Origin of the sequence: Leisingera sp. ANG-S5, from assembly GCF_000813925.1 — a bacterium.
In the GTDB taxonomy this organism is placed as follows: domain Bacteria; phylum Pseudomonadota; class Alphaproteobacteria; order Rhodobacterales; family Rhodobacteraceae; genus Leisingera.
The window spans coordinates 1-26,613 of record NZ_JWLH01000020.1 but is presented as its reverse complement, the minus strand read 5'-3'; the positions used below and the strand labels follow the sequence as shown (position 1 = coordinate 26,613).

Below are 26,613 nucleotides of genomic sequence, written 5' to 3'. Positions count from 1 at the left end.
GCCTCGCGTCCTCCGGGATGCGGGGCCACCTTATTCAAGGGCCGTCACTATGACTGAATGGCTTGAACGTCATATTCCGAAGATGGTGCTGGCGCCGTCCTTCGCCGCGGTACTGGTGTTTGTCTACGGCTTCATTGCCTGGACCGCCTGGGTATCGCTGACCCGCTCCCGCCTGCTGCCGAAATACGAGATCGACGGGCTGATCCAGTACGAGCGCCTGTTCAACGCGCCGCGCTGGGACACCGCGATGTCGAACCTGTTTGTGTTCGGCACCCTGTTCATCCTGATCTCGATGGTCCTCGGCCTGATGCTGGCGATCCTGCTGGACCAGAAGATCCGCACCGAGGGCGTCCTGCGCACCATCTATCTGTATCCGATGGCGTTGTCGCTGATCGTGACCGGCACCGCCTGGAAGTGGATCATGAACCCCGGTCTGGGGCTGGAAGCCATGGTGCGGGGCTGGGGGTTCGACAGCTTCACCTTCGACTGGGTGATCAACCCGGACAAGGCGATCTATGCGGTGGTCATCGCCGGTGTCTGGCAGGCGTCCGGCTTTGTGATGGCGCTGTTTCTGGCGGGACTGCGCGGGGTCGATGGCGAGATCATCAAGGCCGCACAGGTCGATGGCATCCCCACCTGGCGGATCTATACCGCGATCATCATCCCCTCGATGGCGCCGATCTTCCTGTCTGCCTTCATCGTGCTGGCGCATCTGGCGATCAAGAGCTTCGACCTGGTGATTGCCCTCACTGGCGGCGGCCCCGGCTATGCCACCGATCTGCCCGCCACCTATATGTATACGATGGCCTTTTCCCGCGGCGATATCGGCCAGGCGGCCAGCTCTGCCATGGTCATGATGGGCGTGGTGTTCGCGATCATCGTTCCGTATCTCTACTCTGAGCTGAGGGCCAAACATGACTGATGTAACGCTTGCCCCCGCCGCCGCAGCAAACAGCCGCAACTGGAGCCACTTCGCCCTGCGCTGGACGCTGTTCTCCCTCCTGGGCCTGTTTGCCCTGTTCTACCTGATGCCGCTCTTTGTGATGATCACCACCTCGCTGAAAAGCCTGGAGGAAATCCGCACCGGCAGCCTGATCGCTTTCCCGCGTGAGGTCACCTTCGACGCCTGGCGCACCGCCTGGTCGGAGGCCTGCACCGGCATCCAATGCGAAGGCCTGCGGCCCTACTTCTGGAACTCCGTCGTGATCGCGGTGCCTGCGGTGGCCATCTCAACCATGCTGGGTGCGGCCAACGGCTATGTGATCGCGCAATGGCGGTTCCGCGGCGCCAACCTGATCTTCTCGCTGATGCTGTTCGGCTGCTTCATCCCGTTCCAGGTGGTTCTGCTGCCAATGGCACGGATGCTGGGGCTGATGGGGCTGGCGGGCAGCATCCCGGGGCTGATCTTTGTCCATGTGATTTATGGCATCGGCTTCACCACGCTGTTCTTCCGCAACTTCTATGTCACCATCCCGCAGGATCTGGTGAAGGCGGCCAAGGTGGACGGCGCAGGCTTCTTCCGAATCTTCTGGTCGATCTTCCTGCCGCTCAGCCTGCCGATCATCGTGGTCACCGTGATCTGGCAGTTCACCCAGATCTGGAACGACTTCCTGTTCGGCGTCTCCTTCAGCCAGGCCGGCACCCAGCCTGTAACCGTGGCGCTGAACAACATCGTCAACTCGACCACCGGCGTGAAGGAATACAACGTCGACATGGCCGCCGCGATCATCGCCGCGCTGCCGACGCTGCTGGTCTATGCCGTTGCCGGCAAATACTTCATCCGCGGCCTCACGGCCGGATCCGTAAAGGGGTAAATCCATGGCACCTATTCTGGACATCACCAACCTGCGCAAGAACTACGGCGCAACCGAGATCCTGAAAGACATCAACGTCAGTATTGAGCCGGGCGACTTCCTGGTGCTGGTCGGCCCTTCCGGCTGCGGCAAGTCCACGCTGCTCAATTGCATCGCCGGGCTGGAGCCGATTTCCGGCGGGCAGATCGAAATCGGCGGCCGCGACATGACCCACGTCAGCCCCAAGGACCGCGACATCGCCATGGTGTTCCAGTCCTATGCGCTCTACCCGACGATGACGGTTGCCAGGAACATCACCTTCGGCATGAAGGTGCGCGGCGCCGATGCCGCCACCCAGGAGCGCAAGCTGAAGGAGGTCGCAGCGCAGCTGCAGATCGAGGCGCTGCTGGACCGCCGCCCGGGCCAGCTCTCTGGCGGCCAGCGCCAGCGGGTGGCCATGGGCCGCGCACTGGTGCGCGACCCCAAGCTGTTCCTGTTCGACGAACCGCTGTCGAACCTCGACGCCAAGCTGCGGGTGGAGATGCGCACCGAGATCAAGAAGCTGCACCACAACCTAGGCGCCACCATGGTCTATGTCACCCACGACCAGATCGAGGCGATGACGCTGGCGACCAAGATCGTGGTGATGAAGGGCGGTGTGGTGCAGCAGATCGGCACGCCTGCCGAAATTTACAACAAGCCCGCCAACCTGTTTGTCGCCGATTTCATGGGCAGCCCGGCGATGAACCTGATCCCAGCCCGTGCGCAGCCGAACGGCGAGGGCACACGGATCGAGATGGACTGCGGCGGCAGCGCCCCGATCGTGCTGAAGGACAGCCGTGCAACCGGCCTGCCGCAGGACGTGATCCTGGGCGTGCGCCCCGAGGACATTGCCGAGGCGGGCTTCCGTGCGGGCGAAGGCGTGCAGGAGGCCGCCTGCCTGATCGACATGGTGGAGCCAGCGGGTGCGGACACCTATGTGGTCTCCAACCTCGGCGGCAAGCAGGTCACCGCGCGGCTGCACGCCGAAACCAGTGCGCAGCCGGGGCAGATGCTGGACCTGGCCTTTGATCTCTCCAAGGTCTCCTATTTCTCGCCCGCAACCGGCGAGCGGCTGAATTGACCGGGCTGCGACTGGCCGCCGACGTGGGCGGCACCAACACCCGGCTGGGGCTGGCACGCGGCGGCGTGCTGCTGGCAGACACAGTGCAAAGCTTCCGCAACGACGCTTTTGGCAGTTTTGCGGAAGTGATGGACCTATACCTTCAGGATGCCGCCCCCGGCGGCGTGGAGGAACTCGCCATTGCCATCGCCGGTCCGGTCACCGGCGCCACCGCGCGGCTGACCAACCGGGACTGGCACTTTGACGCCGCAGCGCTGTCGCGGCATCTGAACGGCGCGCAGGTGCATCTGCTCAATGACCTTGCCGCACTGGGGCAAGTCTGCCCGCATTTGCAGGCAGACTGCCTGGACACAGTGGTTGCCCCTGCAAGCGATGCGGGCGGAGACGGCCAGCGGCTGGTGGTGGGCATCGGCACCGGTTTCAACCTCTCACCGGTGCTAGACGCCGGCGGGCAGCTGGAATGCCTCAACGTGGAATACGGCCATGTCAGCCTGCCGCTGGACGTGGCAGAGCGCCTGCGCAGCCACGTGACGAAGGCCGGAACGTTCACCACTGTCGAGCATCTGTTCTCCGGCCGCGGCCATGCGGCGGTGCGCAGCCATTTCCCGGCAGATGATGCGGGCACGCAGGAGTTCCTGGGCTTCTATGCCCATCTGCTGGCGCTGCTGGCCCGCAACCTGATGCTGGCTTTCCTGCCCGCGCAGGGCATGTATTTCGCCGGCGCCGTGGCCCGCAGCATCCTCACCTCCCCGGCGCGGGGGCTCTTTGCGGAGCGCTTCCAGCAACCCTTCGCACTCGACGCCCGCATCGCCGCCCCGGTGCATGTCATTCTGGATGACGCCGCCGCCCTGAAAGGCTGCGCAGCCCTGCGCCTGCCGGGCTGAGGGTTTGACGCCACGAATTCAGCACCATCCTGATTACAACCTGCAGACTTAGCGGTGATATTGTGCAAACACCTGCCCTTCCAGCCGGGTGATTGCCACCGGCGTCTGATAGAGCGCGCTCAGGTGCTCCGCAGTCGCAGCCTCTGCCACCGGGCCCTGAAAGGCCACCTGCCCGTCCCGCAGCGCCACCACGTGATCGGACCAGCTGATCGCATAGTTCAGATCATGCACCACGATCACAATCCCCTTGCCCTGCGCCTCTGCCAGATGGCGCAGCTGCGCCATCAGGTTGCGGGCGTGATTGAGGTCCAAGTTGTTCAGCGGCTCATCCAGCAGCAGCCAATCCGTGTCCTGCGCATAGGCCATGGCGATGAAGGCCCGCTGCCGCTGCCCGCCCGACAGCTCATCCAGAAACCGCTCCTGCAGGCCGCCCAGATCAAACAGCTCCACCGCATTCGCAATGGCCGCATGATCGGCAGGCCCCAGCCGCCCCGCGCTGTGCGGCCAGCGGCCAAAGCCGACCAGGTCGCGCACCCGCACCCGGCTGGCGACGCTCAAATGCTGCGCCACCACCGCCATCTTGCGCGCCAGCACCGCTGGAACCGCCTGAACCAGGTCCAACCCGTCCATGCGGATGCTGCCGCCAGCGGGCGTCATCTGCCGGGCAATCAGCTTCAGCAGCGTCGATTTGCCCGCGCCATTGGGACCGATCAGCGCCGTCACCTGGCCTGCCGGGATATCGGCACTCACGTCTTGCAGGATGGGGCTCGCTGCGGAGCCGTAGCTGAGGTTTGAAACTTGGATCACTGGATTTTTCCTCTCACCAGCAGGACCAGGAACAACAACCCGCCGCAGAACTCGATCACAACGGCCAGGGTGGATTGCAGATGCAGCAGCCGCTCGAACACCGTTTGCCCGGCCACAAGGATCAGCGCGCCGATCAGGGCGGCGGCGGGCAAAAGCAGCGCGTGGCGGTGGCTCTGCATCAGGCTGTGGGCCAGGCTAGTCACCAGCAGGCCAAGGAAGGCCAGCGGCCCCACCAGCGCGGTCGCAACCGACACCAGCGCCGCAATCAGGCACAGCACCCGCAGTTGCAGCCCGTCATATGCCACGCCGAGGCTGCGTGCCGGAGTGCGGCCCAGAGCGGCCACGTCCAGCACGCGGTGATGACGCACCAGCCACAGGGCGGCCAGCGCCATCAGCCCCAGCCCCGCCATCAGCGCGGAGCGGTCGATGCCGCTGAACTGGGCAAACATCCGCGCCTCGACCATGGTGAACTCCGAAGGCTCCATCAGCCGCTGCAAAAAGGCCGTCAGGGTGCGGAACATCACCCCCAGCACCACGCCCGCCAGCACCATCAGCTGGATATCGTGGCGGGTGCGGCTGAGCAGGCTGGTGAACAGCACCAGCGCCGCACCCAGCATCACCGCGGTCTCTAGCGCAAACCCCGGAAGGCCGGAAATGCGGCTGGCGCCCGCAGCCCCCAGCCCCGCCACCAGCCCGGTCTGCAGAAGCAGGAACAGCGCATCAAACCCCATGATCGAGGGCGTCAGGATGCGGTTCTGGCTGATGGTCTGGAACAGCACCGTCGCCACCCCGGCAGAGGCACCGACCGCCAGCAGCGCCGCCAGCTTGACCAGCCGCAGCTCAAGGATATAGGCGGTCGGGCCGCGCAGGCCCCAGAACAGGAACAGCGCCGCCGCCGCCGCCAGCAGGCAGCCCAGAACAATCAGCCGCCGGTCAGCCACCCGCCCGCCGCCCCAGCAGAAGGTACAGGAACACAGCGGCCCCGAAGATGCCGAACACGGTGCCGGCCGGGATCTCATAAGGGTAGCGCAACACACGCCCCAGGATATCGCAGACCAGCAGCAGCCCGGCCCCGGCGGCGGCCACAACGGGCAGGCTCTCGCGCAGGTTGTCGCCCATCAGCCGCGACACCAGATTGGGCACCACCAAGCCGATAAAGGGCAGCATCCCAACCGTCACAATCACCAGAGATGACACCAGCGACACGGTGACAATGCCAAACCCCAGCACCTGCCCGTAACGAAGGCCCAGGTTCAGGCTGACATCGCGCCCCAGCCCCGCAATGGTGAACTGATCGGCGGCAAAATAGGCCAGCAGCGCCAGCCCGCCCGCCAGCCACAGCAGCTCATACCGCCCCGCCAGGATGCCGGAAAACTCACCGCTCATCCAGACGCCAAGGTACTGCAGCAGCCCGCCCTCGATGGCGATGAAGGTGGCCACCGCCATCAGAAGCCCGCCATAGACCAGCCCGGACAGCGGGATCAGCAGCACCTGATGCGGCGGGATGCACCGCGCCAGCAGCATGAAAACACCAGTGCCTGCCAGCGCCGCCCCAGCGGCGGCCAGCATCTTGACCAAAATCGGTGCGCCCGGCGCCAGCAGCGTCACCGCCAGCAGGCCCAGCATCGCCGCCTCGCTGGTGCCGGTGGTGCCCGGCTCGACAAACTTGTTGCGTACCAGCAGTTGCATGATCACCCCTGCCACCGCCATCGCGGCACCGGTCAGCAGCACTGCGGCAGTGCGCGGGATGCGGCTGACCGCCAGCACCTGCAGCGCCTGCGGATCGCTCAGCAAGGAGCCAAGCGGCAGCGGCCCGGCCCCCACCAGCAGGCTGACCAGCGCCAACGGCACCAAGAGCGCCGCCGCCAGCAGCAGCCAGCGGCGCGGCGCAGCCGTATTGGGGGCGGCCAAATCAGCCACCCGCTTTGACGCCCTGCGAAAACCCGGCCTGGATTTCCTCCAGCGTGGCCGTCATCGACTGGATACCGCCGCCCGCCACATAGATATTGGCGGCGTTCAGATAGACCACTTGCCCCCGCGACCAGGCCTTGGTGCCCGCCACCAGCGCGTTGTCCAGCGTCACTGCTGCCGCCTGATTGCCCTGCCCCAGCGCCACCGCCCGGTCCACCACGATCAGCCAGTCGGGATCGGCAGCAGCAATGAATTCAAACGAAATGGCCTCGCCATGGGTCTGCGCATCCAGATCCGGCACCGCCTCAGGCAGCTCCAGCGCCTTATGCAGCCAGCCGAACCGGGACTGCGCCCCATAAGCCGAGACCCGCGGCCCGTTGGTCATCACGATCAGCGCATCGCCGCGCCCGGCCACTGCCGCCTTGGCCTCCGCCAGCTTGGCGTTGAACGCTGCTTCCAGCTCTGCCGCCCGGTCTTCGCGCCTTGTCAGACGGCCATAGGCCCGCAACCGCGCCAGCGCCTGCCCTGCCAGATCAGAGCCCCAGATCGTCATGTCGATGGCAGGCGCAATCTCCGACAGCGGCTCCACTTGCGTGGAGGACCGCCCGCCCGCCACAATCAGGTCCGGCGCCAGCATGGCAATCGCCTCGAAATCCGGCTCAAACAGCGTGCCGGCAGAATCTGCGCCTTCCTTCAAATCGTCCAGATAGCTGACAAACATCTCGGCAGGTACGCCCACCGGCTGCACCCCAAGCGCGTCCAGCGTATCCGCCGCAGCCACGTCCAGAACCACGATTCTCTCTGGGATTTCAGACAGCTCCACCCTGCCCCTTGCGGTCTCAACCGCAACCGCTTGCGCCGATGCCGCACCCGCCAGGGCGAAAAAAACCGGCGCCGCCAGTTGCAAAACCTTCCAATGTGCCATTTCCTGTCCTCTGATGAGATGGACTTCGGCTGGCTTGGAAGGCTTGCTGAAAATCAAGGGGGGCTTACCGGCACATGCTGCAAAAGTCCAGACGCACCATTTCGCTGCCCCCGCGGCAGCCAGCGGATGCGCCCGCCCGGCGAAGGCGCGCAAATCACCGGCCTGCCTGCAGAAAACCTCTTGAAGCAGCGAAACACCGATTGTAAGGAGGCGGCCACCGCACGGTCCTGCACCTGATAAGGCTTCGACCCGAACCGTCAGCTTTGCACCTCCCAGCCCCCTCGAACTCTGGACAGAAAGGCCCCGCGATGCCGCACCGGCTCCCCCTCTCCGATTTCCTGAAACGCCCGGCACAGGCGCAAAGCCGATGAGCGGCGGCGAGACCTATGAGGGCCTCTATGGCCTCGACGCCTGGGGCAGCGGCATGCTGGAGGTCACCCCGGACGGCGCCGTCGCGCTGCGCCTGCCGCAGGACCCGGACGCCAAGCCGACCCCGCTGCCGGAGGTGATCGCGGCGATTGAGGCGCGCGGCATTTCCGCCCCTGTGGTGCTGCGGGTGCATCAGTTCCTGGAACAGTCGCTGAACCAGCTGCATGAGGCGTTCAACGGCGCGATTGAAGCTGCGGGCTACAAGGGCCAGTACCGCGGCGTGTTCCCGATCAAGGTGAACCAGCAGGCTGAGGTGATCGGCCACCTGATGGCCGCGGGCCAGAAATTCAACTACGGGCTGGAGGCAGGCTCCAAGCCGGAGCTGATGATTGCCCTGTCGCAGCCCCTGCCCGAGGATGCGCTGCTGATCTGCAACGGATCGAAGGATGAGGCGTTTATCCGGCTGGCAATCCTGTCGCGCAAGCTGGGCCACAACACCGTCATCGTCATTGAGACGCTGGACGAGTTCGACATCATCCGCCGGGTGGCAGAGGATCTGGACATCCGCCCGCTTCTGGGCGTGCGGGTCAAGCTGACCGAGCGCGTCACCGGCAAATGGCAGGCCAGCTCCGGCGACCGCTCCACCTTCGGCCTTGGAGCCCATGATCTGGTGACGCTGATGGACCGGCTGCGCGACAGCGGCTTCCTCGACTGCTTGGTGCTGCAGCACAGCCACCTCGGCAGCCAGGTGCCCAACATCTTCGACATCCGCCGCGCAGCGGACGAGGCCTGCCGCTTCTTTGTGGAACTGACCCGCATGGGCGCGCCGTTGACCCACATGGACCTCGGCGGCGGCCTGGGTGTCGACTACACCGGCGCCCGCCGCCCTGACGACAACTCGGTCAACTACACCGTCAACGAATACTGCACCAACATCGTTGAAACCATCCGCTACGCACTGGATGAGGCGGGCCTGCCCCACCCCACCATCGTCACCGAAAGCGGCCGCTTCGTGGTGGCGCATTCCTCGATCTTCATCTTCGAGGTGCTGGGCGCCACGCTGTACGATGCGCCGCAAAAGCCGCAGGTGCAGCCCGACGACCACCACCTGGTCTCCGACCTGATGGCGGTGGAGGCCTATATCGGCGCGCCGCGCTTTCAGGAGGCGCTGAACGACGCGATCTATTACCGCGATGAACTGCGGGCGCTGTTCCGCCGCGGCCAGATCGGGCTGGCGCAGCTGTCGCGCGCCGAGCAGGGCTTCCTGTATCTGGCGGGCCTGTTCAAATCCGCCGCCCGCGGCGACGACAGCCTGACCGAGGCCGCCAGCGCCCTGGGCGCCTTCACCGACCACTACCAGGGCAACTTCTCGCTGTTCCAGTCGCTGCCGGACGTCTGGGCGATCGACCAGCTGCACCCGATGATGCCGCTGCAGCGCCTGAACGAGATGCCCGCCCGCAACGCGATGATCACCGACATCACCTGCGACAGCGACGGCAAGCTGGATCATTTCATCCTCGCCGACGGCACCTCCAACGCCCTGCCGGTCCACGACCTGCGCGAGGATGAGCATTACCTGATCGGCGTGTTCTTTGTCGGCGCCTATCAGGAAACGCTCGGCGACTTGCACAACCTGTTTGGCGATGCCAACGTGGTCACCATCTCTCTGGACGGCCAGGGCGGCTTTGATATCGAGCACGAGACCGAGGCCGATACCATCGCCGAGGTGCTGTCTTATGTGGAATACGACCCGCGCCAGTGCCTGGAGACCTTCCGCAAGCGGGTGGAACGCGCCGTGAAATCCGGCAAGGTCAACGCCGCGGAGCGCCGCCAGATGATTGCCGCCTACAAGGACAGCCTTGCCGGCAGCACCTATTTCGACTGAAGCCGCCCCCCGGCTGACCACCCAGGGGCACATCGGAACACCGGGGCCCCGGCCCCATCTGCAAAGGAAAAAAAAACATGGAAAAGGTTCTGGTTGTTGGCGCCGGCGGCGTCGGATCCGTATCGGTCACCAAGATGGCCATGCACCCGGAGATCTTTAAGGAGATCACCCTGGCCAGCCGCACGGTCTCCAAATGCGAAGAGATCGCCGCCAACGTCAAGAAACGCACCGGCGTCACCATCCGCACCGCGCAGCTGGACGCGATGAATGTCGCCGACACCGTGGCGCTGATCAAGGAAACCGGCGCCGAGCTGCTGGTGAACCTGGCCCTGCCCTATCAGGACCTGGTGCTGATGGACGCCTGCCTGGAGGCCGGCATTCACTACCTCGATACCGCCAACTACGAGCCCGAGGACGAGGCCAAGTTCGAATACAAATGGCAGTGGGCCTATCAGGAGCGCTTCAAGGATGCAGGCCTGACCGCGATTCTGGGCGCCGGTTTCGACCCGGGCGTCACCTCGATCATGGCGACCTGGGTGCGCAAGCACAAGCTGGAGGGCATCCGCCTGATCGACGTGCTGGACTGCAACGGCGGCGACAACAGCAAGCCGTTTGCCACCAACTTCAACCCGGAAATCAACATCCGCGAAGTGACCGCCCCGGCCCGCCACTGGGAAAACGGCGCCTGGATCGAAAGCCCGGCGATGACCCATAAGTACGAGTTCGACTTCCCTGCAGTGGGCAAGAAGAACATGTACCTGATGTATCACGAGGAACTGGAGTCGATGTCGACCCACTTCCCGGAGATTGAGCGCGCCCGTTTCTGGATGACCTTCGGCGATGCCTACATCAACCACGTCACCGTGCTGCAGAACATCGGCATGACCAGCATCGAGCCGGTGATCCACAACGGCCAGGAAATCATCCCGCTGCAGTTCCTGAAAACCGTGCTGCCGGATCCCTCTGAACTGGGTGAGCTGACCAAGGGCAAGACCTGCATCGGCGACATCATTACCGGCCCGGCCAAGGACGGCGGCGCAGAGAAGACTTATTACATCTACAACATCTGCGACCACGAGGAATGCTATGCCGAGGTCGGCAGCCAGGCGGTGGCCTACACCACCGGCGTACCTGCAATGATCGGCGCCGCGATGGTGATGAACGGCACCTGGCGCGAGCCGGGTGTATGGAACACCGAACAGCTGGACCCGGATGCCTTCATGGACATGCTGAACACCGACGGCCTGCCCTGGCAGGTGGTCGAACTGGAAGGCCACCCGGAGTTCTAAGCGCTCCAAGACACCGGCTGCGGGCATCCACTGTCCGCGGCCAGACATACGGGCTGGTTTCTTCAGAAGCCGGCCCTTTCCGTTCCCGCCGCAACGAAAGACCCCGCCATGGACATCAAAGCGCTCTCCACCGACAGCTTTGCCCGCTTCGACCTGCACCGTGTGCCCTCCCCCTGTTTTGTGGTCGACGAGGTTGCGGTCGAACGCAACCTGACGATCCTGAAACAGGTCGCGGATGCCTCCGGCGCCAACGTCCTCTTGGCGCTCAAGGCGTTTTCGATGTTCGCCGTCGCCCCCTTGGTGCGGCGCTACCTGTCCGGCACCTGCGCCTCCGGCCTTTACGAGGCGCGGCTCGCGCGCGAGGAATTCGGCGGCGAGGTCACCACCTATTCCGCGGGCTTCAAGGCCGAGGATCTGCCGGAAATTATCCGCCTGTCGGATCACCTGATCTTCAACTCTCCGGCCCAGCACCGCCGCTTTGCGCCGCTGATTGCAGAGGCCCGCGCGGGCGGCGAGACCATCTCCATCGGCCTGCGCGTCAACCCCGAGCATTCCGAGGGCTGGAACGAGAAATACGACCCCACCGCCCCCTGCTCACGCCTCGGCACGCCGGTATCGCAGCTGAGCGATCAGGACTGGGAGGGCGTCGAGGGCCTGCATATGCACACGCTCTGCGAACAGCTGTTCGAACCGCTGCAGCGCACCTTCGCCGCGCTGGAAGAGAAGATGGGCCACCGCCTGTCGAGCCTCAAATGGATCAACCTCGGCGGCGGCCACCACATCACCATGCCGGACTATGACCGCGACGGGCTGATCGCCCTGATCCGCCATATCCGCGAAACCTACGATGTCGAGGTCTTCATCGAGCCGGGCGAGGCGGTGGCGCTGCATTCCGGCATCCTGGTGGGGGAGATCCTGGATGTTGCCGAAAACGCCATGCCGCTGGCGATCACCGATATCTCCGCCACATGCCACATGCCCGACGTGATCGAGGCCCCCTACCGCCCCGACCTATTGGGCGAAGTCTCGGACGTGCCGCCGCACCGGCTGGGCGGCCCGTCCTGCCTCGCGGGCGATGTGATCGGCGATTACGGCTTTGCCACCCCGCCGCAGCCCGGCGACCGCATCGCCTTTCTTGATCAATCGCATTACTCGATGGTCAAGACCAACACCTTCAACGGCGTTCCCCTGCCCGCAATTGCGCTGTGGAACTCCGATACTGACGCGCTGAAACTCCTGCGCACCCCCTCCTATGACGATTTCAAGGACCGTCTGTCATGACCTACTTCCTCGAAGGCGAACTGAGCGACGCCGAACGCGATCCCGCCACCGCCCGGTTCCGGGTGATTCCGGTGCCGCTGGAGCGTACCGTCTCCTACGGCGGCGGCACCGAGGGCGGCCCGGAGGCCATCCTTGAGGCCAGCGTCGAGCTGGAACGCCTCTACCGCGACGCGGAACCCTGCGCCGCGGGCATCGTGACCGAAGACGCCGTCGACTGCACCGGCCCCCTGCCCCAGGTAATGGAACGCATCGCCGCCCGCACCGAGGCCGCAGTGGCCGCAGGCGCGGTGCCGGTGACGCTGGGCGGCGAGCACGCGCTCAGCTACGGCGCGGTGCGCGGCGTGGCCCGCGCGCTGGGGCGCCCCGTGGGCATCGTCCAGATCGACGCCCACGCCGACCTGCGCAAGGCCTATCAGGGCGAACGCCACTCCCACGCCTCGGTGATGCAGCTACTGGCAGAGGAAGACAGAATCCGCATCGCCCAGTACGGCGTCCGCGCCATGAGCCAGGAAGAGGTCGACCGCCGCGCCGCCTGCAACGTGATTTCCATCGACGCAGAGGAACTGGTCACCGGCAACATCCACTCCGTGACCCTGCCCGATGATTTCCCGCAGGATGTCTATGTCAGCTTTGACGTCGACGGGCTGGACCCGGCGATCCTGCCCGCCACCGGCACGCCCGTCCCCGGCGGTCTCGGCTACTATCAGGCGCTGAACATCGTGCGCAGCGCCCTTGCGGGCCGCAATCTGGCAGGCTGCGACGTGGTGGAGCTGGCACCGACCGAGGACAGCCGGGTGTCGGAATTCACCACCGCCCAGATCACCTATGCGCTGATGTCCTTCGCAGCAGCCAAGTAACGCGCCCGCGGCCGGGGGCATCTGTTTCCGGCCGCATCGCTTGCGCGGCAAAACTGCAACAGTGCATAACAAACTAATTTACTCAACAATACCCCCTTGCGCCAGGCGCAGCACCTCCCTATCAGGCCCAAGCCTTTGAAAAGGCGAGCCAGGATTTAACCCAAGCTAACAGCTCCAAGAACACGGGTTAATCATGGCACGAACTTCCAGCATCCGCCTGTCCGGGCTGCTCTGCAGCACCGCGCTCACACTCATTACCGCCTCCGCCGCGCTGGCCGAGGAAGACGAGGTCCTGTCGCTCGACCCCATCGTGGTCAAACAGCGCGACGCCATCGGCAATGCCGCCGACCGCGCCACATCGGTTTATGTGGCCGACGCCGAGATCGAACGCGCCGCAATGGGCGACCTCAAGGACCTGTTTGCGGGCATCGCCTCGGTCTCCGTCGGCGGCGGCATCCCGATCGCGCAGAAGATCTTTGTCAACGGCGTCGACATGCTGAACCTCGCGGTGCAGGTGGACGGCGTCAGCCAGAACAACCGCACCTTCCACCACGTCAGCGCCAACGCCTTCGACCCCGGCCTGATGAAATCGGTGCGCGTCGACCCCGGCGTTGCCCCCGCCGATGCCGGCCCCCGCGCCTTGGCCGGCCGGGTGGTGATGGAAACCATCGACGCCGGGGACATCCTGGAAGACGGCGAAACCTTCGGCGGCCAGTCCCGCCTGTCCTATTCCAGCAACGGCAACACCGCCCAGGGCTCGCTGACGCTTGCGGGGCGAAGCGGCGGCTTTGAAATCCTCGGCTACGCCAAGCGCTCCACCGGCGACAATTTCGAGGACGGCGACGGCCTCGAGGTGACCGGCTCCGGCGCGAACCTGACCGCAGGCCTGTTGAAATTCGCTTATGAAGGCGATCAGGGCGACCGCATCGAACTGTCGCTGCAGGAAGTACAGGACAATGAAATCCGCAACTTCCAGCCCAACTTCGGCGCCAGCAGCCGCGGCTTTGCGCCCTATTACACCAAGCGCCGCATCGCCTCGCTGCGCTATGAAAGCGGCAACGAGACCGGCCTGTGGGATCCGTCGGCAACCCTCGGCTTCTCGGAAATCAACGTCGACCGCCCCTCCGACCCGTTCGGCGATTCCACCGCGACCAGCTCCAACACCTATTCGCTGACGCTGCAGAACGACTTCCACCTGTCCGACAGCAACACCATCACCGCCGGGGTGGATTACCAGGAGCGCGAAAGCTCTGTGAACGCCACCTGGACCAACGGCAAAACCGGTGAGGAAAGCAAGAACATCGGCATCTTCGCCCAGGCCCGGCTGGAACCCACCGACCGGCTCAGCGTCTCCGCAGGCCTGCGCTATGACTGGCAGGACTTCACCGGCCAGGATTTCGCCCAATCCGGCACCGCCTTCACCGGCTCAGCCTCCGGCGCAAGCGGCAACCTGTCGGTGGTCTATGATCTGACCGACTCCCTGTCGCTGCGGGCTGGCTATTCCAACGTCTTCGGCGGCTATGATCTGGAGGACAACTTCCTGTTCTACCAGGCGTGGGACTACTCGAACCTGCAGTCCTCACGCGCCAGGAACATCGTCGTAGGTGCCGACTGGCAGCGCGGCAACTGGACCTTGGGCGGTGAGCTGTTCAAGACCAATATCGACAACGTCCGCGAAGTCTCCCGCGCCGGTGCCGTAGGTGGCAACGACTTCGAAAGCAAGGGTTTCAACATCGCCGCCACCTATGGCTGGGACAGCGGCTTCGCCCGCTTCACCATGAACAACAGCGATGTGTCGTTCAACGGCGGCCCGGCAGAAAGCTTCTACCTGGTCGATTCCGGCACCCCGATCGGCAAGGTGCTGGCGTTTGAGGTGCAGCAGGAAATCCCCACCATGAACCTGCTGGTCGGCGGCAGCGTCGAGGCCGCACTGTCCAACGACAACGGTGTCAGCGAAACCTACACCCAGAAACAGCCGGGCTACGGCGTGTTGAACCTCTTTGCCGAATACAGCCCGCCGTCGCTGAACGGGCTGACCATCCGCGCCGGGATCGACAACGTGTTCGACAAGACCTACGCCGACCGCGCCACCTATGGCACCGAATACACCTCCTCGACGATCACTGCGTTCAACGAACCGGGCCGCAACATCTCTGTTGTTGCCACGCTCAAGTTCTGAGGCAGCTTCGGACCTCGCGGCTTCCGGCGGTTCCCCGCCGGAAGCCGCAAACCTCACTAAAATACTCAGAAATCCCTTTCCCCGTCCCGCCGCACAGGCTAAGTACGGGGCGTGAAGGCACCTTCACAGCCGGCGGCCAGCCTTTTGCCCGCGCCGCTTCGCAGCCAGCTTCCCGCTAGTTCCTGTCAAAAACAGACCCGGCACGACGGCCCGGCACCGCCGGGGTCCGCCTGCGCCGCGGCACGGCTACGGGAAGACCCCATGCACCCTGCCCGCCCCCTGACGGGAGGCCAGTGATGAGCCTCCACCAAAGCATCCCTTGCGCCGCCACCGCCGCGCAGGCCGCCTCGCTTCAGGCGCTCCTCAACACCTATCTGCGCGAAATGACCCCCGGCAGCGCCGTGTTGGCCGATGACCGCAGCACGGTGGAGATCCCGCTCAGCCACATCCCCGCCCGGCTGCGGCTAAGGATCACCTATTTTTCCGACACTGGCCCGCACACCTTCGGCCCGGCGCAAATCCAGTTTGATACCTCCAGCACCTGGCAATCCGCCCCCGCGGTGCAGGTCCTGACCCTGATCACACAGGAGTGTTTTGCCCGGCTCAACAGCCGCGACGCAGGCCAGCTGCCGGAATTCCTGCGCGGCCTCTTCAACAGCAACGCCGGGATCGAGCAGAACCTGCGCCGTCACGCAGGAAAGCCGGACCCGGACGGCTTCCTCAGTGCAGAACAGGCGCTCACCTTCGGCCACTGGCTGCACCCCACCCCCAAAAGCCGCGACGGGCTGACAAATTGGCAGCAGACGGCTTATGCACCGGAATACGCGGGCGAATTCCGCCTCACCTTCTTTGCCGCGGACAAGACACTTGTCACAGAAGGCTCCGTCAATCTGCCCGCCGCAGACATGCTCCGCCAGATCCCCGGCCTCGACGGCGCCTTCCGGCTGCGCCCTGATGAGGTGCTGATCCCCGCCCACCCGCTGCAGGCGCAGATGCTGCGGCTGGACCCGGCGGTGCAGGCGCTGCTGGCAACAGGCCGCCTGCGCGATCTGGGCGAGGCCGGCAGCCCCTTCGCCGCCACCTCCTCCCTGCGCACGCTCTACGCAGCAAACTGCCCCTGGATGCTGAAATTCTCGGTTCCCGTGCGGCTCACCAACTCCCTGCGCGTGACCAAGCACAATGAGCTGGAAACCGGCGTCTGCATGGCGCGGCTGCTGCACCATCTCGGCGCCGGCAGCCTGCATCCGCGGTTTTGCATCCTCAACGACCCGGCCTATCTGACCCTCACCCTGCCGGGCCGCAGCGAAAGCGGCTTTGAGGTGATCTTCCGCGAAAACCCCTTCATGAGCACCGCGGGCCAGGGCGTCTACAACCTAGCCGCCCTCACCGCCGACCCGCTGCCGGGCCGCACCGCGCTGCTCACGCGCCTTATCCAGCGGCTGGCAGCCGACCACGGCGAGACACCGGCAGACACCTCCCGCCTGTGGTTCGAGGCTTATCTCACCTGCATGCTCGACCCGGTGCTGGACCTTTACGACCGCCACGGCATCGCGCTGGAGGCGCACCAGCAGAACAGCCTCCTGGACCTCAGCACCGGCCTGCCGTCGCGCGGCTACTACCGCGACAATCAGGGATATTTCATCGCCCAGGACGCCCTGCCCCGCCTCAGCGCGCTGGAACCTTCGCTGGCACAGCAGCCCGCCCTGGTCTACCCGCGCGCCCACATCAATGAGCGGATGGCCTACTACCTGGTGGTCAATCAGATCTTCGCAGTGATCCGCCGCATCGGCTGCGACGGGTTGGTGCCGGAGCCCTCGCTGCTGCAGCAGTTGCGCCGCCGCCTGACCTTGGCCGCCAGCCGCCTCAGCGGCGCCGGGGCAGAGTTCGCCCGCTACCTGCTGACCGCCCCTGCGCTCAGCGCCAAGGCCAACCTGCTGACCCGCGCCCGCAACATGGATGAGCTGGAAACAGACGCGCAAGAAGGCCTGTTCCTGCAGATGCCGAACCCGATCGCCGCGACACAGGCTCACTCCCTGCAGGAGCGCGCCGATGTCCCTGCATGAGACCCTGAGCCGCGCGTCGTCCGCACCCCGCGTGCTGCGCCAGCTGTGCGAGGCGCTGCTCAGCGAGGGCTGGGCCGCATCGCTGCAACTGGACCGCAGCCAGACCATCCACTGGTCCCTGCGCCGGACCCAGTTCCGCGCCCGCGGCCGCCGCGGCGCCTTTGGCCGCTACCGGCTGCAGGAGGGCAGCATCGAGATCCATGACAGCACCAAATGGCGCCCAGCCGCCGCCGAAGACGTGCTAGCAGCGGTGGCAGAGCCTTCCCCCGCGCTGGACATCCTGCGCGCCGACCTCCGCCATACCGAACACCTCAGCGATCTGACCGCGCTGCACATCCCCGCCGCAACCCGGCGGCACCGTTTGGGCATTTCCGCCCTTGAAACCGCCCTGCACGAGGGCCACCCCTATCACCCCTGCTACAAGGCCCGCAGCGGGTTCTCGGACGCCGACCACCTCGCCTACGGGCCTGAAAACGGCGAAACCTTCCGCCTGACCGGTGTGCTGCTCCACCGCGATCTGGTGCAGCAGGTTCTGCCGCACAAGGACTTCTGGGAACAGGAACTGGGCCGCGAAGAATGGCAGCGCATCGCCGCGCTGGCCCAAGCCCAGGGCGTGCCCTTGCAAGACGTCCGCCTGCTGCCCCTGCACCCCTGGCAGCACGCAAGGCTGCAGAACGACCCGCTGTTCAACGCATGGCGCAACGGCGGCCAGCTGACGGAGACCGGCCCCATCGGTGACCCTTACCGCGCCACCCAGTCGATCCGCACCCTGATGAATGCCGCGGACCCCGCCCGTGCCCATGTGAAAACCGCGATGGCCATGCGCAATACCTCGTCCTTGCGCACCCTCGCACCGGAATCGGTTGCTGTCGCCCCCGCCATCTCCCAATGGCTGGCGGATGTGCTGGCAGGCGACCCGCTGTTCACCAGCTGCTACCCGCTGACGATCCTGCCGGAATACGCCGCCATCACCGCCGGCCGCGGCACCGCGCTGGACGGGCATCTGGCGGCGATCTGGCGGCACAGCCCGGGCTCGCTCAGCCTGCCTGCAGACCAGATGATGCCGTTCAATGCCCTTTCCCTCACGGACCCCGATGGCCGGCCGCTGATCGCCCCATGGATCGAAGCCCACGGGTTGGATGCCTGGCTTTCCCGGCTGATCGAGGTTGCGGTGCTGCCCATCTGGCACCTGATGACAGCCCACGGCATCGGGTTGGAGGCGCATGGCCAGAACCTGATCCTGCGGCATGAAAACGGCTGGCCAACCGGCCTGATTGCCCGCGATTTCCACGAAAGCCTGGAATACGTGCCAGAGCTGCTCTCGCATCCGGATCTCTGCCCGGACCTCGCGCAGATCGACCCGGTCTACAAGGATGCGCCGCTGGACAAGTTCCACCGCATGTCCGGGCCGGAAGAACTCCGCTGGCTGGTGATGGATACGCTGTTTGTCTTCAACCTCGCCGACCTCTCGGATCTTCTGCACCGCCACTACGGGCTGGCAGAGGCCACCTTCTGGCGCCGGGTCCGCACCCGGCTGGACCGCTACGCCGCCGAACACGACCTGCAGGACCGGCAGGCCGCCTTTGCCCCTTTCACCCCTCAAATCCGCGCCGAAAGCCTGATTTCCCGGAAATTAGAGCCTGATAATCCGCAGCACGGCCACCTGATCGCCAACGCATTGGCCACCGGAAAAGGATAACCGCCATGTTTGTTCTGAACGACACGACCATCGACCCCTCGGACCTTGCAGCGCGGCTGGACCGCGTGCTGATGGATCCCGCCACGCACCGCTACGGCCTGCACATGCAGAACGCCGGCGCCGCGCTCTCGGCGCTTCTGTACCTGCGCGCGCAAGGCGCCGGCGTCTTCCCGATCCACGCGGGCATCCCGCCAGAAACCGCCCGCACCATGGCCCAGGCCGCGGGCTGCGATGTGATGCTCAGCGACGGGCTGAAACAGACCGCCCTGCCGCAAGCCGGCACCGCCCCGCGCGGCGGCGTTCTGGTGCAGATGAGCTCCGGCACCACCGGTGCCGCCAAGGTGATCACCCGCAGCTGGGCGGAAATCGCGGCAGAGGTCGAAAGCTACGCCGCCTTCTTCACCGCCAGCGCCGCGATGACTCCGGTGATCGCCTGCCCCGTCACCCATTCCTACGGGCTGATTGCCGGCGTCTTCGTGGCGCTGCACCGCGGCCATGTGCCGGTGGTGATCGACAGCCTGAACCCGAAGTACATCCTGCGCCGCCTGCGCGAGACCGATCAGCCGCTGCTCTACACCTCGCCTGCGATGCTGCACACGCTGGCCCGCCTCCTGCCCGCGGAGCAAAGGCTTTATGCCGCCAACACCTCCGGCACCGTGCTGCCAGAGGCCTGGTTCCAGCTGATCCGCGCCCGCACCACCTATCTGTTCCAGCAGTACGGCTGTTCCGAGGCCGGCTGTGTCGCCATCAACCCCGATCTGCAAAACCCCTATGACGTCGGCCAGCCGCTGCCGCATGTGGCCCTGGCCGCCGGGTGCAGCAGCAATCCAGAGGCAATCCGCATTACCATCGCCGGGCAGACGATCGACACCGGCGACCTCGGCCACCTCAATGACAGCGGCATGCTGGTCTTCACCGCCCGCGCCGATGACATGATCAATGTCGCAGGCCTCAACGTCTATCCGCAGGACGTGGAAAAGGCGGTGATGGCCCTGCCCGGCGTCAGTGACGCCGTCGCCTTCCGCCTGCCCGACCCGCATTCCGGCGCCCGCGCGGGGCTCTTGTATGCCGGCACCGCCAGTGAAGACACCATCCGCCAGGCCTGCCGCGCAGCGCTTGCGGACTACCAGCAGCCCGCCCTGATCCGGCATCTGCCTGCCCTGCCCCGCCAGGCCAACGGCAAGATCAGCCGCCGCGAAATCGCCGCGAAATTCACACCGGAGAGTGCAGACGCATGACCTACGACCATATCCTCGAGGCCATCCGCCAGACCCTCTCCGGCCCGCTTGCCAACCCGCATATGCAGAACTTCTCCGCCCAGTCGGTGCTGAACGACGACCTGCACATCGACTCGGTGATCTTGATCAACCTGATGCTGCATCTGGAAACCGACCACGGCATCGAGATGCCCGAGCGCGAGCTGTCCAAGGATGACTTCGCCACCGTCGACGGGCTGATCCGGATGCTGCTGGGCGAAGAGCCCGCGCCGCAGGCAGACACCGCCCCCGCCCCCAGCGAGATCACCGTGCATTGCTTCGTCAGCTGTCTCTGCGCCGCGATCCGCCGCCATGAGCACCTGAACTTCCGCCCCTTCTACTTCGGCACCTGGGACAGCAGCTTTGCAGTGACGCCTGCGATGCAGCTCGCCTACCACAGCGAGGAGATCACCCAGGACCTCTATGCCGATTGGGTCGAACGGCTCTACAGCATCCCGGTGCGCGAGTGGTACGACCACAGTCAGACCAAGGAGCAAAACCTGATCCGCTTCGAACAGCTCCTCTCCACCAAATCCGATGACGCGCAGCTGGTGGTCTTCCTAGATATGTTCCACCTGCCGGAGCGCGAGAACAAGTACAACCAGAACCCCTTTCCGCATTACGTCATCATCGAACTGACCGATGATCCGGACCTCTGGCACCTCTATGACCCGGACTACCGCTGGCGCGGTGACCTGCCGCGCGAGACCATCCTGAGCGCGATGGCGCAGCCGACGGTGGCAGGCGGATACATCCTGAACAGCGGCGATGCGCAGGCACCGCAGGCGCAGGATCTGGCCGCCTACTTCACTGAAACCTTCCGCGCCGATGACAACCTGCTGACCTCCGCCCTGCGGCGGATCTTCAGCTACCACTGCGACCCCGCCCGCCCGCTGGCGCTGGCGGACCTCGGCCGCGCGGTGCGGGAAATGCCGGTGCTCTCCTTGCGCAAATACGCCTATGAGCACGCCTTTGCCTTCTTCTGGCAAGAGCTGGACACCGCGTTTGAACCCTTCGACGCCGAATGCGACCGGGTGGAGGCGCTCTGCGAGGGCTTCCGCAGCCTGCATTTCCTCGCCGCCCGCATCGCCCATACAGGCGACCGCGCCATGATCCCCGACCTGTTCGCGGCGCTGGATGCGCTGGACCAGCTCGAATTCACCATCAAATCGGCGCTGCACGCCCAGTTTGACACCTGGTGTGCCATCAACCTGCCAGCCCAGAATTGCCGCCCGGCCAGCCCCCAGCCGCAGGAGGTTCCGGCATGAAAATTTCGCTTTGCACCATTTCCTTCCGCCACCAGCTGATCGGGCTCAAGGAAATCGCCTTCTGGGCCCGCGACAACGGCTTTCAGGGCATCGAGCTCTGGGGCGTGCACGCGCGCAACCAATCGCCGCTGGCCATTCACAACGCCCAATGGATGGCGGCGCAGGGCCTGTCGGTGCCGATGATCAGCGACTACCTGCCGCTGCATGACCCGGACCTGTTGCGCGACCGCACCCTGGCGCTCTGCGCCCAGGCCCGCACCTGGGGGGCTGGCAAAATGCGCACCTTTGCAGGCCAGCAGGCCAGCGCCGATGCCACCCCGGAAGAACGCCGCCAGACCACCCGCGCCCTGCGCGAGGCCTGCATCATCGCCGCGGATCACGGGCTGCGCCTGCTTGTTGAAACCCACCCCGGCACCCTCGCCGACTCGCTAACGGCGACCTGCGATCTGATCGACGCCACGGACCACGACGCGCTCGCCATCAACTTCGACGCGCTGCACGTCTGGGAAGGCGGCGACGACCCGGTGGAGGCCCGCCGCATCCTGTTGCCCCGCATCGCCCATTACCACCTGAAAAACGTCTCCACCCGCGACCGGCTGGACGTCTTTGCCCCCGCCAACGTCTACAGCGCCGCAGGCAGCCGCGACGGCATGGTGCCGCTGTTCGAAGGCGCCTATGACTACTCCCGGCTGCTGGCCGAATTAGCCCAGGATCCCGCCTGCGAGGCCTCTCTGGAATGGTTCGGGGATGCGGTTTTCCAGACTCTAAAAAGCGATATCGCCCAGATTCGCACCCGAACCCAAAGCGACATGCCAGAAACTGCAGAGGCCGTCTGACTGTCGGCACCTTGCCAAATTGACACCTGGTGCGCCCCGCAAGGCGCACCGGAGTTTGCGATATATACTCGGACGGTATATGTTGGCGGTATAACACCGGAGCATATCCCCATGACCGCCACCGCCAAACGCAAGACCTCCCTGACCCTGGATGCGCAGGCGCTGGACCGCGCCAAGGCTCTCGGCATCAACGTCTCCGCAGTGGCAGAGACCGCGCTGATGCAGGCCGTTGCCGAGGCACGGCGTAAGCAGTGGCTGAAGGAAAACGCCGATGCCTTTGCCGCGCAATCCGACTGGCACGAACAGCACGGCCACCCGCTGGCTGACATCATGACTGCGCCAGGGGCAACCTCGTGGAAGGACTGACCCGCTTCGACGTCGCGGAATACAACGGTATCTCCATGGTCGTGATCGAAAGCGATCTGCTGCCGCCCGACCCGTCCGTCGTTGTCATCCCGTTGCTGCCAAACTACCCGGCCGTGACGCACCTGAACCCGGAAATCACGCACAACACCCAGCGCCTGATCCTGGCAACCCGGCTGATCGCAGCGGTGCGCCGCGCCAGCCTGCGCCGCACCGGCTCTGTTGCGGATCAGGGCGACCTGATCACCCGTGCGGTGGATGTGCTGATGGCGGGCGTTTAGGCCTCCCGCCTCAGTATCACACCATCTCCGCCACCCGCTCCGCCGTGCCCGCCTGACGCTGCCACAGCCCGGCATAGACTCCCTGCCGCGCCAGCAGTTCGGTGTGGCTGCCGTCCTCGGCAATCTTCCCCTCCTGCAGCACCACGATCCGGTCCATCTGCGCAATCGTCGACAGCCGGTGGGCAATCGCAATCACCGTCTTGCCCTGCATCACGTCCAGCAAAGTCTTCTGGATCGCTGCCTCCACCGCACTGTCGAGCGCCGAGGTCGCCTCATCCAGGATCAGGACCGGCGCGTTCTTCAGAACCACCCGCGCAATCGCGATCCGCTGCCGCTGGCCGCCCGACAGCGCCACGCCGCGTTCCCCCACATGGGCGTCATAGCCGGTCCGCCCCGCGTGGTCGCGCAGGCCCATGATGAACTCATGCGCCTCCGCCCGCTTGGCGGCAGCAACCATCTCTGCCTCCGTGGCACCAGGGTTGCCGTACATGATATTGGCCCGCACCGAGCGGTGAATGAGCGAGGTGTTCTGCGTCACCACCCCGATCCGGCTGCGCAGGCTCTCCTGCGTCACGCCGCGGATGTCCTGCCCGTCGATCAGGATGCGCCCGCCTTCCGGGTCGCGGAACCGCAGCAGCAGGTTGATCAGGGTCGATTTCCCCGCCCCCGACGGCCCGGCGATGCCAACCCGCTGGCCTGCCGGGATATGCAGATCAATGCCGTTCACCCCGCCTGCCGTGTTGCCGTAATGGTGCCGCAGCCCCTCGATCCGCACCTCGGCATGGGCCACTTTCAAGGGCTTTGCCCCCGGCGCATCCGTCACCTCATGCGCGGCCGACAAAGACCGCAGCCCCTCGCGGATCACCCCCATGTTCTCAAACAGCCGGATCGTCACCCACAGGATCCAACCGCTCATGCCGTTCAGGCGGATCGTCAGGGCTGAAACCGCCGCCACCTCGCCAACGCTGACAGACCCGCGCATCCACAGCCAGATGGCAGGCGCCACCACGATCAGGATCAGCACGCCGTTGATGGCAATGCTGCCAAACGCCAGCCGCGTCATCATCCGCAGGAACCGCTGATAGCGCGTCCGCAGCCGCCGCAGCGCCGACAAGGCATAGGCCTGCTCCTGCCCGTCGCGGGCAAACAGCTTCACCGTCTCGATATTGCCATAGGCATCGACAATCCGCCCGGTCGCGGCAGAGCGCGCATCGGACCACTTCTCAGCTGTCGCCGCCACATTCAGCGCGGTGTGCCGCACATACAGCCCATAAAGCCCGACCCAGGCCACCAAAGGCACTGCCAGCCGCCAGTCGATCTGCGACAGCACCACCACCGCGCCGATCATATAGGTGACGGCAAACAGCACCGCCTCGAACAGCATATGCACGCTGTCCTGCACCGCAGGCCCCATCTGCATCACCCGGTTGCTCAGCCGCCCGGCAAAATCGTTCTGAAAGAACCCCGCCGACTGCCCCAAGAGATGCCGGTGCGCCTGCCAGCGCACCTGCTCCTGCAGGTTCGATGACAGCGTCTGCTCCAGCAAGAGGTGATTGAGCCCCACCAGCGACGGCCGCACAACCAGCACACAGAACAGCGCCAGCAGCATCTCGGTGCCATGCGCGTCCCAGAACGCGCCCGCGCCGGTCTCCGCCATCAGATCGACCAACCGGCCGGAATAGAAGATCAGCCCGCTCTCCATCAGCGCGGTCAAAACGCCGGTGGCAAACATCAGCGGCAGCCATTTTCGGTAGGGCCCCAGCTGCTGCGCCAAATAGGCCCTTAAATTGGCCCGCGGCGGCGCCTGATGGGCCGGCGCAAAGGGATCGACAAGATTTTCAAAAGCCCGGAACATTGTGGAGGCCTCTCAAGGATTTTCGTGGAACCGCTTGAGATGTGGGTCGCCGTATCCGCCCGCCCGAAGCCCTTAAAACAGAGTCTAACAAGGGCAAGGGCGCGGATCCTGCCTGCACCGCAGCCTGGCCCTTCTACGCATCCAGGCCCCGCTTGTCAGCAGCGAAATTCACGCCCCGGCGGCAAAATGCGCGCCAGTTTTCCGCTTGCAGCAGGCTTGCAGCGCGTTATTGTGCCGCAATCTGAGTAAAACACTAAGGATTACAACATGCTCACCGATCAGGGCCATTTTGAGACCCCGAACGCCTCCAAATACCTGCAGCAGCTGTGCAAACATTTTGCGCATAAGGTGCCCGTGGACCACAATGACACCCGCGGCACCATCGCGCTGGGAATGGGCCCGGCCACCCTGCAGGCCACAGAAAACACCCTGACTGCCGAAGTCACTGCGCCGGATGTAGCTGACCTGGCCGAGGCGCGCGACATCATCGACCGCCACCTCATCCGCTTCGCCTTCCGCGAGGAATTTGTGGCCATGACCTGGCAGTCAGACGCCGCCTGACCCGATAATCTTGACAAAACGGGTTGGTTTTCCTACCCGTGACCCCGCGTTTCCCCCTGAGACGCTTGCAGCAAGGCATTCCCCGCTCCCTCAGGGGCCGCCCAGCCATCCCGACAATCTGACGCCGCCCCTGCGGCGCCTCTGGCTGGAGACCGGTCCATGACCCTTCGTTTGCCCGCAGCCGCGGCTGCCCTTCTGCTCATGGCCCCCTTTGCCACAGCGCAGGAAAGCCCGGCAGCCCCGGTCCCTGCCATCACCGCAGACACGCCCGCCGCCGCCGGAACAGCGCCAGAGCCGACAGCCGCGGTTGCCCCGGCCCCAACCCTTCCGTCAGACGCAGATACCCCCGTCGCGGACCCTGCAGCCTCCCCTGCCCCGCAGCCCGCGGCTGAATCGCCCGCCGCCCAGCCCGAACTGGCGCAGATGGCGGGCGATGCCTCTGCCAAAGCGCTGAACTTCCTGCGCGACGGCGGCCCCTCGATCTGGGCCATCGCTGCCCTGTCTGTCATCACCCTGGCGCTGATCCTGTGGAAGATCTGGCGGCTGGCCCTGATCGGTGCCTGGTCCCGCGGCAAGGCCGCCCGCGCTGTCACCGCTTTTGAGTTCGGCAACCGCGCCGAAGCGCTGGACATCACCGCAGGGCGGCGCGGCATCCGCTCCCGCGTGGTCGTCGCCGCGCTCAACGCCACCGCCAGCCTGCCGGAGGACCGCGCCCGCGAGGAAACCGCCCGCGTCGCCAAACTGCATCTGGCCAGTGCCGCCACCGGCCTCGGCGCGCTCGAACTCATTGCCACCATCGCCCCCCTGCTGGGCCTCCTCGGCACTGTTCTGGGCATGATCGCCGCCTTCCAGGCGCTGCAGGCCGCAGGCTCAAAGGCCGACCCCGCCCTGCTGGCCGGCGGCATCTGGGAGGCGCTGCTGACCACCGCCGCCGGCATGGCTGTGGCGATCCCCGCCTCCGCCGCGCTCACTTGGTTTGAGGCCGTGATCTCCCGCATCCGCCGCGACATTGAGGACAGCGCCACCCGCATCTTCGTTGCCGCCCCGCCCGATCCGCTGCCGCTGGCGGCTGAGTAGCCCCATGCAGCTCGCCCCCGCCCCGCGCCCCCGGCGCAAGCCCAGCCTCAC

Annotated in this window: 23 protein-coding genes; 18 read left to right on the top strand and 5 right to left on the bottom strand. The window is 65.5% G+C overall.

Annotated elements, in window-relative coordinates; genetic code table 11:
* Positions 1-49 precede the first annotated feature (49 nt).
* Genes RA25_RS20130 through RA25_RS20115 form a run of 4 tightly spaced genes read left to right on the top strand, consistent with a single transcriptional unit; the run spans position 50 to position 3,800 of the window.
* Positions 50-922 carry a carbohydrate ABC transporter permease gene (locus tag RA25_RS20130; protein WP_039174726.1) on the top strand — a complete coding sequence of 291 codons (873 nt, stop codon included), beginning with the start codon at positions 50-52 and terminating at the stop codon, positions 920-922.
* On the top strand, positions 915-1,814 hold the full coding sequence (locus tag RA25_RS20125; protein ID WP_039174725.1) for a carbohydrate ABC transporter permease: 900 nt from the start codon (positions 915-917) through the stop codon (positions 1,812-1,814). Before RA25_RS20130 ends, RA25_RS20125 begins: the two co-directional genes overlap by 8 nt.
* Before the next feature lie 4 nt (positions 1,815-1,818).
* The gene (locus RA25_RS20120; RefSeq protein WP_039174724.1) at positions 1,819-2,916 is read left to right on the top strand and encodes an ABC transporter ATP-binding protein; all 1,098 of its coding nucleotides are present in this window, start codon (positions 1,819-1,821) and stop codon (positions 2,914-2,916) included.
* Positions 2,913-3,800 (top strand): glucokinase, encoded by an 888-nt coding sequence (locus RA25_RS20115; RefSeq protein ID WP_039174723.1) that lies wholly within the window; start codon positions 2,913-2,915, stop codon positions 3,798-3,800. Before RA25_RS20120 ends, RA25_RS20115 begins: the two co-directional genes overlap by 4 nt.
* Positions 3,801-3,848: 48 nt before the next feature.
* Here the strand turns inward: RA25_RS20115 and RA25_RS20110 are convergent, their stop codons facing one another.
* Genes RA25_RS20110 through RA25_RS20095 form a run of 4 tightly spaced genes read right to left on the bottom strand, consistent with a single transcriptional unit; the run spans position 3,849 to position 7,443 of the window.
* Complete coding sequence (locus tag RA25_RS20110; RefSeq protein WP_039174722.1) at positions 3,849-4,607, bottom strand: iron ABC transporter ATP-binding protein; 759 nt, start codon at positions 4,605-4,607, stop codon at positions 3,849-3,851.
* Positions 4,604-5,548, bottom strand: a complete 945-nt coding sequence (locus RA25_RS20105; RefSeq protein ID WP_039174719.1) for an iron chelate uptake ABC transporter family permease subunit — start codon at positions 5,546-5,548, stop codon at positions 4,604-4,606. Before RA25_RS20105 ends, RA25_RS20110 begins: the two co-directional genes overlap by 4 nt.
* The gene (locus RA25_RS20100; protein ID WP_082023120.1) at positions 5,541-6,527 is read right to left on the bottom strand and encodes an iron chelate uptake ABC transporter family permease subunit; all 987 of its coding nucleotides are present in this window, start codon (positions 6,525-6,527) and stop codon (positions 5,541-5,543) included. The genes RA25_RS20105 and RA25_RS20100 overlap by 8 nt, the downstream gene beginning before the upstream one ends.
* On the bottom strand, positions 6,520-7,443 hold the full coding sequence (locus RA25_RS20095; RefSeq protein WP_039174718.1) for a siderophore ABC transporter substrate-binding protein: 924 nt from the start codon (positions 7,441-7,443) through the stop codon (positions 6,520-6,522). The genes RA25_RS20100 and RA25_RS20095 overlap by 8 nt, the downstream gene beginning before the upstream one ends.
* A gap of 367 nt (positions 7,444-7,810) precedes the next feature.
* Here RA25_RS20095 and speA point away from each other — a divergent pair, with 367 nt between their 5' ends.
* From speA to RA25_RS20035, 12 genes are all read left to right on the top strand, one after another.
* Positions 7,811-9,697: a biosynthetic arginine decarboxylase gene (gene speA, locus RA25_RS20090; protein ID WP_039174716.1), complete on the top strand. Its 1,887-nt coding sequence runs from the start codon at positions 7,811-7,813 to the stop codon at positions 9,695-9,697.
* Positions 9,698-9,774: 77 nt separating this feature from the next.
* A complete protein-coding gene (locus RA25_RS20085) occupies positions 9,775-10,986 on the top strand; it encodes a saccharopine dehydrogenase family protein (protein ID WP_039174715.1) in 1,212 nt (403 codons plus the stop codon).
* Positions 10,987-11,094: 108 nt separating this feature from the next.
* Positions 11,095-12,267: a carboxynorspermidine decarboxylase gene (locus RA25_RS20080; protein WP_039174714.1), complete on the top strand. Its 1,173-nt coding sequence runs from the start codon at positions 11,095-11,097 to the stop codon at positions 12,265-12,267.
* Entirely contained in the window at positions 12,264-13,124 is an 861-nt protein-coding gene (gene speB / locus RA25_RS20075; RefSeq protein ID WP_039174711.1) for an agmatinase, read from the top strand. The genes RA25_RS20080 and speB overlap by 4 nt, the downstream gene beginning before the upstream one ends.
* Before the next feature lie 193 nt (positions 13,125-13,317).
* Positions 13,318-15,303 (top strand): TonB-dependent receptor plug domain-containing protein, encoded by a 1,986-nt coding sequence (locus RA25_RS20070; RefSeq protein WP_052254320.1) that lies wholly within the window; start codon positions 13,318-13,320, stop codon positions 15,301-15,303.
* A 296-nt stretch (positions 15,304-15,599) separates the two neighbouring features.
* Positions 15,600-17,366 (top strand): IucA/IucC family protein, encoded by a 1,767-nt coding sequence (locus tag RA25_RS20065; protein WP_052254319.1) that lies wholly within the window; start codon positions 15,600-15,602, stop codon positions 17,364-17,366.
* A complete protein-coding gene (locus RA25_RS20060; protein ID WP_039174710.1) occupies positions 17,353-19,065 on the top strand; it encodes an IucA/IucC family protein in 1,713 nt (570 codons plus the stop codon). The genes RA25_RS20065 and RA25_RS20060 overlap by 14 nt, the downstream gene beginning before the upstream one ends.
* A 5-nt stretch (positions 19,066-19,070) precedes the next feature.
* Positions 19,071-20,303 (top strand): AMP-binding protein, encoded by a 1,233-nt coding sequence (locus tag RA25_RS20055; protein WP_039174708.1) that lies wholly within the window; start codon positions 19,071-19,073, stop codon positions 20,301-20,303.
* Entirely contained in the window at positions 20,300-21,589 is a 1,290-nt protein-coding gene (locus tag RA25_RS20050; protein WP_039174706.1) for a DUF6005 family protein, read from the top strand. Before RA25_RS20055 ends, RA25_RS20050 begins: the two co-directional genes overlap by 4 nt.
* Positions 21,586-22,425, top strand: a complete 840-nt coding sequence (locus RA25_RS20045) for a sugar phosphate isomerase/epimerase family protein (RefSeq protein ID WP_039174703.1) — start codon at positions 21,586-21,588, stop codon at positions 22,423-22,425. Before RA25_RS20050 ends, RA25_RS20045 begins: the two co-directional genes overlap by 4 nt.
* Positions 22,426-22,536: 111 nt before the next feature.
* Positions 22,537-22,791: a type II toxin-antitoxin system CcdA family antitoxin gene (locus RA25_RS20040; protein WP_039152654.1), complete on the top strand. Its 255-nt coding sequence runs from the start codon at positions 22,537-22,539 to the stop codon at positions 22,789-22,791.
* Positions 22,779-23,069 (top strand): CcdB family protein, encoded by a 291-nt coding sequence (locus tag RA25_RS20035; RefSeq protein ID WP_019296476.1) that lies wholly within the window; start codon positions 22,779-22,781, stop codon positions 23,067-23,069. Before RA25_RS20040 ends, RA25_RS20035 begins: the two co-directional genes overlap by 13 nt.
* A 16-nt stretch (positions 23,070-23,085) precedes the next feature.
* On the opposite strand, the gene RA25_RS20030 is transcribed toward RA25_RS20035, so the two are convergent.
* Positions 23,086-24,924, bottom strand: coding sequence for an ABC transporter ATP-binding protein (locus RA25_RS20030; protein WP_039174700.1), 1,839 nt, complete (start codon positions 24,922-24,924; stop codon positions 23,086-23,088).
* A 267-nt stretch (positions 24,925-25,191) separates the two neighbouring features.
* Between RA25_RS20030 and RA25_RS20025 the strand changes: the two genes are divergently transcribed.
* Complete coding sequence (locus RA25_RS20025) at positions 25,192-25,485, top strand: DUF2218 domain-containing protein (RefSeq protein ID WP_039174698.1); 294 nt, start codon at positions 25,192-25,194, stop codon at positions 25,483-25,485.
* Between the two features lie 159 nt (positions 25,486-25,644).
* The gene (locus RA25_RS20020; protein WP_039174696.1) at positions 25,645-26,562 is read left to right on the top strand and encodes a MotA/TolQ/ExbB proton channel family protein; all 918 of its coding nucleotides are present in this window, start codon (positions 25,645-25,647) and stop codon (positions 26,560-26,562) included.
* Positions 26,563-26,613 lie beyond the last annotated feature (51 nt).